Annotated in this window: 12 protein-coding genes and 1 other annotated feature; of the genes, 4 read left to right on the forward strand and 8 right to left on the reverse strand. The window is 40.3% G+C overall.

Features of this window, described 5'->3' with window-relative positions; all coding sequences use genetic code 11:
• The first annotated feature begins 52 nt into the window (after positions 1-52).
• Together MHI60_RS10225 and MHI60_RS10230 are read left to right on the forward strand one after the other, a co-directional pair.
• On the forward strand, positions 53-406 hold the full coding sequence (locus MHI60_RS10225) for a swarming motility protein SwrAA (RefSeq protein ID WP_007500014.1): 354 nt from the start codon (positions 53-55) through the stop codon (positions 404-406).
• 68 nt (positions 407-474) lie between these two features.
• Entirely contained in the window at positions 475-1,662 is a 1,188-nt protein-coding gene (locus MHI60_RS10230) for a PDZ domain-containing protein (RefSeq protein WP_186318679.1), read from the forward strand.
• 9 nt (positions 1,663-1,671) lie between these two features.
• Here the strand turns inward: MHI60_RS10230 and MHI60_RS10235 are convergent, their stop codons facing one another.
• Entirely contained in the window at positions 1,672-2,037 is a 366-nt protein-coding gene (locus tag MHI60_RS10235; RefSeq protein WP_024423595.1) for a winged helix-turn-helix transcriptional regulator, read from the reverse strand.
• Positions 2,038-2,265: 228 nt separating this feature from the next.
• Here MHI60_RS10235 and MHI60_RS10240 point away from each other — a divergent pair, with 228 nt between their 5' ends.
• Positions 2,266-2,940, forward strand: coding sequence for an NAD(P)H-dependent oxidoreductase (locus tag MHI60_RS10240; protein ID WP_111292243.1), 675 nt, complete (start codon positions 2,266-2,268; stop codon positions 2,938-2,940).
• A gap of 89 nt (positions 2,941-3,029) precedes the next feature.
• Positions 3,030-3,255 (forward strand) — a binding site (T-box leader).
• Between the two features lie 75 nt (positions 3,256-3,330).
• A complete protein-coding gene (locus MHI60_RS10245) occupies positions 3,331-4,680 on the forward strand; it encodes an amino acid permease (RefSeq protein WP_144483654.1) in 1,350 nt (449 codons plus the stop codon).
• A gap of 45 nt (positions 4,681-4,725) precedes the next feature.
• Here MHI60_RS10245 and MHI60_RS10250 read toward each other — a convergent pair whose 3' ends face one another.
• From MHI60_RS10250 to MHI60_RS10280, 7 genes are all read right to left on the reverse strand, one after another.
• The gene (locus MHI60_RS10250; protein ID WP_111292241.1) at positions 4,726-5,718 is read right to left on the reverse strand and encodes a glycosyltransferase family 2 protein; all 993 of its coding nucleotides are present in this window, start codon (positions 5,716-5,718) and stop codon (positions 4,726-4,728) included.
• 31 nt (positions 5,719-5,749) lie between these two features.
• Positions 5,750-7,864 carry a glycosyltransferase family 39 protein gene (locus MHI60_RS10255; protein WP_144483651.1) on the reverse strand — a complete coding sequence of 705 codons (2,115 nt, stop codon included), beginning with the start codon at positions 7,862-7,864 and terminating at the stop codon, positions 5,750-5,752.
• A gap of 208 nt (positions 7,865-8,072) precedes the next feature.
• The gene (locus MHI60_RS10260) at positions 8,073-9,488 is read right to left on the reverse strand and encodes a HAMP domain-containing sensor histidine kinase (RefSeq protein WP_144472043.1); all 1,416 of its coding nucleotides are present in this window, start codon (positions 9,486-9,488) and stop codon (positions 8,073-8,075) included.
• Positions 9,485-10,171, reverse strand: a complete 687-nt coding sequence (locus MHI60_RS10265) for a response regulator transcription factor (RefSeq protein ID WP_095409654.1) — start codon at positions 10,169-10,171, stop codon at positions 9,485-9,487. The genes MHI60_RS10260 and MHI60_RS10265 overlap by 4 nt, the downstream gene beginning before the upstream one ends.
• Positions 10,168-11,151 (reverse strand): YncE family protein, encoded by a 984-nt coding sequence (locus MHI60_RS10270; RefSeq protein ID WP_144483649.1) that lies wholly within the window; start codon positions 11,149-11,151, stop codon positions 10,168-10,170. The genes MHI60_RS10265 and MHI60_RS10270 overlap by 4 nt, the downstream gene beginning before the upstream one ends.
• A 273-nt stretch (positions 11,152-11,424) precedes the next feature.
• Complete coding sequence (locus tag MHI60_RS10275; RefSeq protein ID WP_095409652.1) at positions 11,425-12,759, reverse strand: MFS transporter; 1,335 nt, start codon at positions 12,757-12,759, stop codon at positions 11,425-11,427.
• 40 nt (positions 12,760-12,799) lie between these two features.
• On the reverse strand, positions 12,800-13,372 hold the full coding sequence (locus MHI60_RS10280) for a TetR/AcrR family transcriptional regulator (RefSeq protein WP_144483646.1): 573 nt from the start codon (positions 13,370-13,372) through the stop codon (positions 12,800-12,802).
• Positions 13,373-13,400 lie beyond the last annotated feature (28 nt).

Below are 13,400 nucleotides of genomic sequence, written 5' to 3' on the forward strand. Positions count from 1 at the left end.
TGTACCGAGGTTTGCGCTTTTCTTAAAAGAACTAGTAAATGGGGGTACACAATTGAAAAGGGCAAGTATTGTGAGAGAGAAAAAATATTACGAGTTGGTAGAGGAACTTAAGAGTCGTACGAAAGATGTGACGTTTTCCGCTACAAAGGCATTAAGTCTGCTCATGCTGTTAAGCAGGTACTTGGTCAATTACACAACGGTAGAATCAGTCGACGAAATCGATGAAGACTGTGCTGAGATATACTTCAATTATTTAATGGATAATCATAAGAGACTTGGTATAAACTTAACCGACATCAAGAGGTCGATGCAGCTGCTCGGCGGCATACTAGATGTAGATGTCAATCACTACTTAAAAGATTTTTCACTGTCGAATGTCACACTTTGGATGAATCAGGAGAAATAAACCTGATGTCAAGCATCGATTTATTTGATAGAATAAGAGAAAATGCTTGACTTGGGCGGTGAACGATAATGAGCTCGGAGTGGATGGGAGCCGGATTAAAAGCGGTCGGTCTGTTTTTAATCCATCCTCTTTTTTATTTCATGATATTAATCAGCCTATTGCATGGCTATATCCGCGTAAAGCGGGAGAGAAAAGCGTTTCAAACAAGAATAGAAGATGTATACGATGAACTAAAATTTACATATTCAAAGGGATGGATTCTAGGGATTTGCCTATCAGTCATTTCAGTAGGCTTAGGGATTGCCCTCCCCCCTGGATTCATCGTGCTGATTGCAGCGATGACCATCGTTTTCTCTTTATTCTTTAAGGCGAGTGCGCTTTCGTCTGCATACACACTCGGTTTCAGTTTTATTGCGGCACTTGGACTGATTCATTTCCAAGTGAGTCATTCTTGGCTGCCGCAGCTCTCAATGATGAATGCATCAGCCGTTGTCATTCTGCTAGGACTTCTATTAATGACCGAGGGAATTCTAGCCTATCGAACGGCGCATTTACGTACATCGCCTGCTATGGTGATGAGTGCGAGAGGACTTTTAATTGGTCAGCAGCGGGCAAACCGTCTGTGGCTTTTACCGCTTGTTTTGCTGATGCCGGCAGGTGAATTCACTTCTTCTCTGCCATGGTGGCCGGTGCTTCAAGTGCATGATCAAAGCTTTTCATTTATTTTGATTCCATATATCATCGGATTCGGTCAGAGAATTCAAGGCTCACTGCCAATTGTCAGTATTCAAATTACGGCACGGCGTATTCTTATGCTAGGTCTCGCTGTCGCTTTATTAGGCGCTGCAAGTATTTGGTTTGAACCGATTGCTTGGGGAGCTGTATTGATTGCGGTGATAGGAAGAGCCTTTCTCTCATGGAAGCAGAGGGTCAATGACAATGCTGCCCCGTTCTACTTCTCTAAGCGTAATCAAGGGCTGATGGTGCTGGGAATTATTCCAAATACACCAGCGGCTGATTTAAAGCTTGAGATTGGAGAAGTCATCACAAAGGTGAATGGAATTGAAGTCAAAACCGTTTCGGAATTTTATGAAGCTCTTCAAACCAATCGTGCTCTAACAAAGCTCGAGATCATTGGCTTAAATGGTCAGACAAGATTTGAGAAACGTGCTTCTTACGAAGGGGAGCATCATCAGCTGGGCATCCTGTTTGTGAAGGATGATTCACAGCAAGAACCAACGGCAATTTCATCGTAAAAAAAGCTGCTAGAGATGGCAGCTTTTTTCTTTTGGACGCGCTTCTTTCCCATAGGATTCGCCCCATTCACGCATGGCGAAGATGATAGGCTTTAATGTATTTCCAAGAGAAGTGAGTGAATATTCGACACGAGGGGGGACCTCTTCATAGACTTCTCTATGAACAACGCCGTCTTGTTCAAGCTCACGCAATTGCAGTGTGAGGACACGCTGAGAAATTCTTGGCAGCAGCCTGCGCAATTCATTGTAGCGTTTTGGACCGCAAGTTAAATGATAAAGGATCACCCCTTTCCATTTCCCTCCGATGACACTTGTCGTCACTGAAACGGGACAGCCATGATTGACAATACTGACTGGATTGGATGGTGCACTCATCTTAACACTCCTTTCTAAGACAAATTTGGTGATACACGAACAAGATGGTAACTAACGAACAAAAATGTGCGTACTTGAATCACTCGAAGCTTTTCTTATACCATATAGATATCACATCACACATTCGGGCTGTTTGTTTTCTTATCATAACAATTTCTATATGGGAATGGAAAGAAATTGGATTGATGAAACAAACGCCCTAATTGGTCAATAGAAAGGATGAATACAATGCGAGACAAAGATCAATTAAAAAAAGAAATCATTGAGGCGTATGAGTTCCGCCATGCGACAAAAGAGTTTGACCCAGCGAAAAAAATATCAGAGGATGATTTTGCGTTCATTTTAGAAACAGGAAGACTTTCTCCAAGCTCTGTAGGATTTGAGCCTTGGAAATTCCTCGTTGTTCAAAATGAAGCATTTAGAGAAAAATTAAAAGAGTATACATGGGGAGCACAAAAGCAGCTTCCAACTGCCAGTCATTTTGTGATCATCTTGGCAAGAACAGACGCCCGTTATGATTCAGCATATGCAGAATACATTAACAAGCAAATCAAAGGAATGACAGACGAAACGTTCGAGATGGTGAAGGGACGCTACAAAGAATTCCAAGAGAATGATCTTCATTTGTTGGAAAATGAACGTACGCTCTTTGATTGGGCTTCAAAACAAACGTATATTGCCCTTGGAAACATGATGACAGCCGCTGCACAAATTGGCATTGATTCATGCCCAGTCGAGGGATTCAGCTACGATGAGATTCATCGCATTCTAGATGAAGAAGGGCTGCTTGAGGATGGCCAGTATGACATTTCAGTCATGGCAGCCTTTGGTTATCGTGTGACTGAGCCGAAGCGCGGCAAAACGCGCCGTCCGATGGATGAAGTAGCTGTTTGGATTCGTTAAAAGAGAGTGTCTGAAAAAGGATGTTGACAATTGCGTGGTTAGTCAGTATATTTAAAAAATAAAATCTTTGATGAATATACAAATTGACTATAAACGCTTTGACTTGAGAATAGTAGATGAACATCCGTTTTTTTAAGAGAGCTGCGGGGTGGTGCAACGCAGTAAAACGAATCATTGAACTCGCTCAAAGAGCGGTAAGACTGAATCAATAGTAAGTCTTTACGTGTGACCTCCGTTAACGGGTTTTAAGTTGGATTCAGCTATGGCTGAATCAATTAGAGTGGTAACGCGGTTGCAAGGTCAGTCGTCTCTTCAAGGAGATGACTGGCCTTTTTATATGCTTTTATCCTATATTTGTCTGAAGATTCAAATTTAAAGGAGCTATAGAAAATGGAAAAGGAACATGTGCAGTTAAAACGAACAATGACGTCAAGGCATATTATGATGCTCGCACTTGGCGGTGCAATTGGTGCTGGTCTGTTTAAAGGAAGCAGCTCTGCTATTGATATCGCAGGTCCTGCTGTCATTTTGGCATATATGATTGGTGGACTTATTTTATTATTTATTATGCAAGGACTTGCCGAAATGACGGTTGCACGACCTGGCGCAAGAACATTCCGTGATTTAATTGAACCTGTGTTAGGCAAATATCCGGCTTATTTTTTAGACTGGATATACTGGAAAATGTGGGTGCTGAACATTGCAGCAGAAGCAATTGTATCTGCGATCTTTATTCAGTACTGGTTCCCACAGATGCCGATTTGGACACTTGTGTTAATCATTTCACTTGTTGTGACATTGATCAATGTTTGTTCCGTTAAAATGTTTGCTGAGACGGAGTACTGGTTAGCTTCTATTAAAATTGCTGTCATTATTCTATTTATTATCATTGGGTTAACCATGCTGTTTGTCTCATTTGGTCAGCATGCAGCACCTGGATTATCCAACTTAACCGACCACGGAGGATTTTTCCCGAATGGAACGGGCGGCTTAATTGCGGCCATGCTTGTTGTGGTGTATTCATATGGCGGGACTGAAATGATTGGGGTCACATTAGCAGAAACCAAAAATCCTGAAAAAGTCATCCCAAAGGCCATTCAAAGTACATTTGTACGAATCATTGGTTTCTATGTACTGCCGTTCTTCATCATCGTCAGCTTGATTCCTTGGAATCAAGTAAACAATGAGCAAGTGAGTCCATTCGTCACCGTGTTTGCAACGATTGGCGTGCCATACGCAAGTGACATCATGAACGGTATTATTTTACTAGCGATCTTGTCTTCTATGAACTCTGGATTGTACGCATCCTCAAGGGTACTCTATACGCAAGCGATGGATGGACGTGTATGGAAGGGCTTCTCAAAACTATCAAAACAGCAGGTGCCTGTCAGAGCGATCCTAGTGTGTACATCTACATTGTATGCTGCTGTATTGATTTCTCTTTTTGTAGGAAGTCAAACCTTTAATTATTTAATGGGATCTTTGAGCTATACGGTCTTATTCATCTGGTTTATTATTGCTGTCGGGCATTTAAAATCTCGAAGTGTAGCAGAACCAGGAGGCTATCGCGTGAAGCTATATCCTTTCACAACATGGTTTTCTGTGATTGCAATCATTGCCATTTTTATCGGCGTTGTGTCAACAACTCCAATTGTCCAAACGATGGTCACAATGGGCATTTATCTAATTATTACTCTTTCATTCTTCATCAACAGAAAGCGGTTTGAAACAGCCGCTTAATACAAGAAGCGTGCGGGACCTTTAAAGAGGTCTCACACGCTTTTTTTAATGCTGTTTGTATTGCTTGAAATGAACAGGGGATTGAACAGGCTGTGGCTTTGACTGAAGCCCGTAACTCTCTCTTACGATGTAAAGTGGTCGATCTTTTGCCTCGTCGTAGATTCGGCCGATGTATTCCCCAATCATTCCCAGCATAAAGAGGATAATGCCGCTAAAGAACAGCTGTATGACAATTAATGAACTCCATCCTGTAATGGTGCTGTTTGTAAAAAGCTTTAAGTAAAGTACAAGAAACATTGAAATGAATCCGATAGCGGAAAGGGCAATTCCTGCTAAACTCGCTAGCTTCAGAGGTTTATAGGAAAAGGAAGTGATTCCATCCATCGAGAGCTTAAGCATCTTTTTGAGCGGGTATTTTGTTTCTCCTGCTAGACGTTCATCTCGAACGTACTCTACTGCAATTTGTTTGAAACCTACCCAGCTGACTAGGCCGCGAACAAATGGATTTTTTTCTCGTATTTTTCTCATTTCATGGCACACTCTATGATCCATTAACCTGAAGTCACCGGTGTCGATTGGGATATCTACTTCGGTGATTTGACGTAAAACGCGATAGAAAAGGGAAGCGGTTTGCTTTTTGAAAAAAGTTTCGCCTTTTCGTTTGGTGCGCACGGCGTATACGACTTCATAGCCTTCTTTCCATTTTGCGATCATCTCTAATATCAATTCAGGCGGATCTTGTAGGTCTGCATCTATCACGACGACAGCTTCTCCCTTTGCATAATCCATCCCAGCTGTAATTGCAATTTGGTGTCCAAAGTTACGCGAGAAATCAATGAGTCTTACATTCGGATCGTTTTGGGAATACCCTTTAATTAGTTCAGCTGTTCGATCCATACTACCGTCATTGACGAAGAGAAGCTCGTATGCTTCTCCCGTCGAATCCATGACTGTTTTCAGTCGTTGATAGGATTCGTGGATCACAAGTTCTTCATTATAGACTGGGACTACAATCGAATATCGTATGTTCTTTTCCATCAGTCATCCTTCCCCCCTTTTAATAGATGAATTAATCAACGGATAGTTCATAAAGAGTGCCGCTCTCCATTCCGCCCATTCGTCCATTTGACTGATCATTTTGTTCTGATTGTTGGCTGTCGGTTTGCTGGTTCGTTTTGGATGTAGAGCTGTTCTGCCATTTAGAAGCAGATACTTCTTTACCATTTTTTTGAATCCAAGTGAGAATGTCAGAGCTACCGCCTCTCATACCAGAAAGATAGAAGTATTTGATTTTGCCGTCTTTGACGAGCTGTTTGAATTCACTAAGCGTGAGAATGTTATCAGATCCACTAAATCCACCTAATGCCATAACAGCTTTTCCTGTTTTAATAATGTAAGGTGAAGCAGTGGTTGCATCTGTTGTTCCGAATAGGAATTCTTCTCCCGTATTGTTTTTCTCAAGATAGCTGATCAACTTTTCATTGACTTGTGAACTCATGCTGCCACTTGAAGTTGCAAGCTGAGGACCAGCCTCTGGAAGCATACTGTTTCCCCCATAAAGAAGAGGTGTGCTTGCCCAGTATAGTGGTGCGATCAGCATGCCAAGGATGGCGATGAGAGACACGAATTGTTTTAGTTTTTCCTTTCCTTTTATCAAAAGCAGAGAAAGGATTGTTCCAACACCAATGATACCGACTGTAATGCTTAGTCCAAGACCGATCGTGCTTGTAAAAGTGGATAGGATAAAGATTTCAAATGCTGTTGTGACGAATATCGCCATTGGAAGCAGCCATTTTTTAAACCCAGTTCCTGTTTGAAACAACTGTGTCATAGAAACCCATCCGGCTCCTGCTAATACAGCAATTGGCGGTGCCAGCATGATTAAATAATAGTGATGGAAAAATCCTGCTACACTGAAAAATGCAGCAACAGGTATAAGCCAAGCTAACCAAAATAGTGTTTCTTTTTGTTTTGTATTGAGACGTCTTCTTTCAAAGGCAGTCGAGAAGAAGATACCAATCGCACCGAAGATCGCAAATGGAAGCAGCCAGCTGATTTGATCGGACAGTTCAGATTGGAACAGACGTAACGGTCCCTTGGTTCCTGTACCAAACATGCCGGAGCCATTTCCCATTTTTCCGCCCCCGCCATTTGGCGGTCCATCACCATTACCGCCTGAAGGCATATCAGGTGGTGTTGTACCGTCTGCATTGCTTGGTGGTCCTTGCATTGAAGGCTGTTTCTGACTAGATGATTGGTTTGAATTGTCTGAGTTGTTTTGATTTCCATTAGATGGCGGCTGAGGTATGGTGGATGAATCATTGTCATTTTGCTGATCACCCTGCTGTGAAGGTGGCTGCCTCTCACCCTGATTTGTGCCGCCTCCCCCGCCAGACTGTTGACCAGTCAACCGCTGAAGACCGTTGTAACCAAAGGCTAATTCTAGTGCTGAGTTCGATTGGCTTGATCCCATATAAGGGCGATTGTCTTTGGAAGTGAGATCAACCGCTATAGACCAAGAAACAGATACACCTAAAAGAACAATCATTGAAATCATCAGTGATAACAATTTTTTCTTCCATGTCGATCGGTAGGCAATGATGTAAAAAAGAATGAGTGCCGGTACGATCATATAGGCTTGCAGCATTTTTGTATTAAAGCCGACGCCAATCATCGCAAACGCAGCAATCGCCCAAAGCACCTTTTGCTGTTTTACAGCCTTGAACATCATTCCTGTTGCTAGTAAAAGTATAAAGACAAGTAAGCTGTCAATATTATTTGTGCGAGATACAGCAACCGCAATAGGTGTACACGCCATGATAAGTGCCGCTAATCTCGCCGCTGCTTGACCAAAAGTTGGTTTGACAAGATGGTAGATCAGATAAACAGATCCAATACCTGCTAAAGCTTGAGGCAAGATGACGCTCCATCCATGCAGACCAAAAATTTTGGCACTGATTGTTTGCAGCCAGAAGGTGAGCGGGGGTTTATCCACCGTGACATATCCTGCTGGATCAAATGAAACAAAGAAGAAATTATGCCAGCTTTGCATCATACTTGTGACAGCCGCAGTATAATACGCATTCACCGTATCATCTTCCCAAATGTTATAAATGTTTAAGATGGCAGATAAGATCAATATGAAAAATAAATAAATATCAAATTTCTGAAAACGTCTGATCAAAAGCAAGTCACTCCTTTTTTTCACTTGAAAAAAGTGTAACAAGCAAATATGAATAAAATGTTAATAAAAAAAGACCATTTTTTTATTTTTTAGAAATAAAAACAGCTCTTAGTGAAAAGAGCTGTTCTAGTTGTAGACACATCCTATGGATACTGAATTTATCAGATAAAGTAGAGATTCCAATGAGAGTAAAATATGTGAGTAGTAGTTATAGAGTAGGTGAGCTCTCATTGAATGAAGCATTGGGAAGTTGAATGATGGCTGTCGTACCAATGCCAGACTCAGATTGAATGTCGAACGTCCCATGATGTTTTTTGATGATTTGATAAACAATAGCTAGTCCAAGGCCAGAGCCGCCATCCTTTCTTGTTCGTGCTTTATTTACACGATAAAATCGCTCAGAAACATGTGGAAGATCTTCTTTTGGAATACCGTTGCCTTCGTCAGTCACTCTCAATTCAGCAACACTTTGGTGAACTTGTAATTCAATCGATATTGATTTTCCAGATGGCGTGTACTGAATGGCATTGTCCAGTAAATTACGTATCACTTGTTGGAGACGGTCGCTATCACCATAAACAATGCAATCCTCTTCAAGTGTACGTTTGAGAGTAATGTTTTTTTTGTCAGCGAAGAAGGCCATTTGATCAAGAACATCGTGGATCAGCTGAGCAAAGACAATTGGCTCCGTCGTAAGTGGATAGGAGTCACCTTCTAACTGTGCAAGATCTAAAAGATCATGTACAAGCCGGCTTAAACGTGTGGCCTCATCTTGGATGATTTGCATTCCTTTTTTTTGATCAATGATCCCTTCTTCAATTCCTTCTGCATAGCCTTTCATATAACTTAAAGGCGTTCTAAGTTCGTGAGAGACATTCGCAAGAAATTCCTTGCGGTGCTGTTCAACTTTTTCGAGGGTAGAAGACAGTTTATTAAAGGAGCGGCTGAGCTGGTTTAACTCATCTCCTTTTTTGGTTACGGCCATTCGTTTTGAGAAATCACCAGATTCCATTTCCATTGCAATTTCTTTCATTTTATTAATTGTCTGCACTACTTTATTGGAGCTCTTATATCCGATCACGAATATCAGGAGCAGAATCATTAAGATGGATATGCCAAGAGTCAATCTAATTTGGACAAAGGGTTCATATACATCTGATAAGGGCATGGAGAGGAAAATAGTTCCTGATAGATCATCATTGCTTGAGAAAACAGGGATGGCGATGCCAAGAATATCTTGGTGAAACTTTGGGTGTTCTCTAATTAACACGACGGTTTCACCTTGAAGAAGCTTTTGGCGTTCCTTGAACGTAATGAGATTATCATTTGTGTCCGTATCAAAAGGAAGTCCACTTGAAAGCTCCATTGGATCATCTGTAAAAATAATGTTTGCCTGACTTGAGTCATTTGCCCATTTCATTCTGTCGGTAAAATACTTGTCTTTCCCGTGTGTGTGATAGATTTCTGCCAGCTTCTTACCTTGCAAACTTAAGGAATCGATCTGTTTATCAATATATAAATGTTGGTATAAGTAAAAGGTAAGGGCAAGCGCTGAGGCTGCAACGATTCCGATCACTGCAAGGATTAAGAAGAGTACTTTCTTTTTAATCGATAATGGCTTCATTCTTCCTCCTCAAACTTATAGCCGACACCCCAAACGGTTTTAATAAATCGTTCTGCTTCCTTTAACTTCAGTCGCAGCGTTTTGATATGTGTATCGACTGTTCTTAAAGAGCCGCTCGTTGAATGTGTTTCCCACAATTTTTGATAAAGGTGTTCTCGTGAAAAAACTTGTCCTTGGTTGAGTAAAAGAAACATGAGTAAATCAAACTCTCTTCTTGTTAAATTAACGGGCTGTTGATGGAGGTAAACTTGTCTGCCATCTTGATCAATCTCCATGTCGCCAATCTGTATTCGGCTGCGCTTTAGCGAAAGACCTCTAATTCGTCTAAGGGTTGTTTCAATTCTTGCTGCAAGCTCACGCAGACTGAAAGGCTTCATGATGTAGTCATCCGCTCCAATTTCAAGTCCTCTAATTCGGTCCTCCTCATAACTCCTCGCTGTTAAAAATAAAATCGGTATTTGAGATGTTTGTCGAATACGCTGACAGACCTCAAATCCATCCATGTCAGGCATCATAATATCTAATACAACAAGGTCAATTGATTCCTTTTCAAGCTGATGCAAGGCATCCTTTCCATTATTCGCAGTGATAATGTGAAAGCCATGTCTCTTCAAAAAAGACCCGATTAACTCAAGCATATCGAGCTCATCATCTACGATTAAAATACGCATTTGTTCCTTCATTTCTTTTCCTCCAACACGATAGCATAAGGTCCTGATGGTACATTCAGTTGATTTTTCATGATAAGTGAGTGTTTATCAATGATGGATACTGAGTTGTCATCCAAGTTACTCACATAAATTGATGTCGTATCAGCGGTGATATAATTTGGATTTTGACCAGTTTCAACAGAAGCAAGCTGCTTATTTGTTTTGGTATTTACTTTGTATAGCGTATGATCTCCATGGCATAGTACATATAAAGTAGAAGAATTTTTCTCTGAAAAAAATGCAACAGGCATAACGCCTAGCTTTATTTCTCGCTGTTTTTTGCCTGTTTTAGGGTCATAAGCAAAAATACTCTTATTTAAGGTGCCTTGTTTACCATGGCCGCCGATCCAAATAGACTGTCCATCAAAATGAATCCCAGAAGGCCGATTAAGTACAGAAAACGTACGTATATTTTTTTCCTTTTCAATATCTATGACGGAGACAGTATGACTTTCTGCATTTAAAACAAATAAAAGACCTGATGAAGAAAGAGTCATAGAAGAAGGTAATTTTCCGGTTTTCACAGTCGATTTTATTTTTTTACGCTCCGTATCAATAAAATAAACGACATTTTTCTGTGAGTTAGCAGCGATTAATGTATGAGAAGCTGCATCATATGTAAGGGAAGTCAGTCCTTTATCCACATCCATATAATCTGTTGCTGTCCCGTTTTTAAGATTAATTTCGATAAGGGATTCTCCCTCTTTACTTGTAGCGATGATGACGTCTTTATTGATTTGAATAAGATCAGTGAGTGGGTGCTTTAAATCCACAGAAGAGAGCATTTTATTTTTTTGTATATCAACTATTGAAAAGGAGGCTTTTTTTAATTGAGAGATGACAGCGATGGATTGAGAGCTGCCTGGCGGCGTAAATTGCCGTTCTGTTCCACAACCTGTCAGAAATAAAAGTAGAGCTGATAAACAGATCAAAACATATTTCACACGTTCCATTCTTCCGCTCCTTTACGTTCTCTATTTTCAAAATCATACCACAAAAATTGTGAAAAAAAATTGAAGTTATCCATGCTGAAGGAGATGAAAAAAAGCTTTTAGGTGAGTGAGGGAGACAATTTGACCCTGAAGTTCCTTTTTTGTCTGGTCATATGCCATTTTTTCTTCTTTAAAAGATGATTTTCAGGATTTGATGAATGCAATCACTATAGCTTACAGTGATACAAATGATGAAAACTCCCCGCTCTAAATAGGCATAGAGCAAGGGAGTCATTAGGCGGAATGTTCAGATGATGGAGAGGTTGGCTTTGTTTTTACGCGTTGAGATAAAAAGAAACCAAGAATGCCTGCACCCATTAATACAATAAATAAAGATTGAAAACCACTCATAATCCCAATCAATGTAGACGAAATGATACTGCCAAAATATCGAAAGGTAGAGAAAATACCAGATGCTGAACCAGATAAGCTTTGATCAACAGACGTTAAAGAAGCCATCTGCATACTGGTCATCCCAATCCCTGATGAAATTCCACCTGCGACAAGTGTCACGATAAGCAGTGGTAAGGTAGGGTACTGACTCAGTGTGATTAACATGATGCCTGATAAAGTGAGGCAGAGAAATGAAAAGCGAATCATTTTTTTCGCGCCTTTTTTCGGATGGAGTCTTGCCCCTAACAAGCCGCTAATAGACATGCAAAGAGAAAATACTGATAGAATGATACCGCTTTGTGTATGAGAAAGTGCAAGTTGTTGTTCCATAAACAGCGGCATAATCAGAAGGATGGCATACATGACAAAATTACTTAGCATGATCGACAGGTTTGCATTTGTAAATGAACTGTTTTTAAAAAGCGACAAATCGATGATCGGATTCTTTACTTTTCGTACATGTTTAAAGAATAAAGGAATCACGATCAACGCTAGAATTCCATAGATCAAGTATTCATTTAGCAATTGGCTTTTAGTGCATAAAATGAGTGTGGCAATCCCGATGGTTAAGTACAATGAACCAATGATGTCTACATTTGCTTGTAAGCGTGTATGCTTTGTTTTTGGAATGAGTAATACGCCGGTAACAAGTGTAAGGAACAAGAATGGGATATTTACAAAGAATATAGAATGCCAATCAAAACTCTGAATAAGAATCGAACCAATAAAAGGTCCAAGTGCGGCACCAATACCGGCTCCAAACCCAAAATAACCCATTGTTTTAGATAGTTTTTCGGGGGATACTGTTGCACGAATCAATGCAATGCTATTCGGTGTTAAAATAGCGCCGCCAGCTGCTTGAATGGAACGAAAAGTGATGAGAAAAGCTAGATTAGGAGCTAAAGCACATCCAATTGAGCCAATTAAAAAGAGCATGACCCCAATTAAATACATTCGCCGGTGTCCGTATATATCTCCTAACTTACCAGCGATAGGCTGAGTGACTGCCATGACAATAAGATAAATTGTGACAACCCAAGTGATGTTTGCAAGGGATTGATCATAATAAGTTGATATGGATGATAGAGCGACAGCGATCATCGTTGAGTTGACTGGAACTAGTATAGCTCCAAGCAACAAAGAATAGATGACGAAACTCTCTTTTTTTAACCTCAATGTGTATACCACCTTTTGTAAAAAAGAAGAATTCCACCCTTTAAGCGGGAGAAATTCCTCTCATGAAAATGTGTGTGCATGTTTCAATAAAATCTTCTTTTTGTGTGAGAACGAGTTGAAAATCTTGCTCTAGCTGCTGAATGAAAAATCCGAAATACGTACTAATGAAAATGTCTGCATAAATGTCTTCATTTCCTTTTAATACATGATGCTGGGCACCCATCTTTTTGAAATATTGTATCAGCATTTCTCTCAGTTCCTGAGGATAAATCTTTTCATGACTAGTTAAATCTTTATAAATAGCCGGGTCTCGCATGCTGATATAAATAAATTCTTTTTTTGAAGTCAAATCTTCAAGGAAATAGGTACCGAGAAACTTCAAATCGATGTATAAATCGCCTTTGAATTCCGCTTCTAGGGTTTTTGTCGGTGTTGATTTCATTTTCATAATGGCAGCAATGACGCCGCGTTTGTTTTTAAAGTTGCGAAAAATAGTTGCTTCACTCACATTCGCTTTTGTTGCTATTTCTTTGGTTGTTGTTTTTTGATAGCCCTTTTCAGTTAATAAATCCATTGTTGCGCGAATGATTCGTTGATTTGTAGATTTTAACAAGCATACTCACCTCAGGTTATGAATGTGT

Source organism: Bacillus sp. FSL K6-3200, from assembly GCF_038630485.1.
Lineage (GTDB): Bacteria > Bacillota > Bacilli > Bacillales > Bacillaceae > Bacillus > Bacillus safensis.

Excerpts from the sequence above, each read along its gene's own strand:
- MHI60_RS10230 (WP_186318679.1), top strand. The coding sequence starts at position 475 with ATGAGCTCGGAGTGGATGGGAGCCGGATTAAAAGCGGTCGGTCTGTTT.
- MHI60_RS10235 (WP_024423595.1), bottom strand. The coding sequence starts at position 2,037 with ATGAGTGCACCATCCAATCCAGTCAGTATTGTCAATCATGGCTGTCCC.
- MHI60_RS10240 (WP_111292243.1), top strand. The coding sequence starts at position 2,266 with ATGCGAGACAAAGATCAATTAAAAAAAGAAATCATTGAGGCGTATGAG.
- MHI60_RS10245 (WP_144483654.1), top strand. The coding sequence starts at position 3,331 with ATGGAAAAGGAACATGTGCAGTTAAAACGAACAATGACGTCAAGGCAT.
- MHI60_RS10250 (WP_111292241.1), bottom strand. The coding sequence starts at position 5,718 with ATGGAAAAGAACATACGATATTCGATTGTAGTCCCAGTCTATAATGAA.
- MHI60_RS10260 (WP_144472043.1), bottom strand. The coding sequence starts at position 9,488 with ATGAAGCCATTATCGATTAAAAAGAAAGTACTCTTCTTAATCCTTGCA.
- MHI60_RS10265 (WP_095409654.1), bottom strand. The coding sequence starts at position 10,171 with ATGAAGGAACAAATGCGTATTTTAATCGTAGATGATGAGCTCGATATG.
- MHI60_RS10270 (WP_144483649.1), bottom strand. The coding sequence starts at position 11,151 with ATGGAACGTGTGAAATATGTTTTGATCTGTTTATCAGCTCTACTTTTA.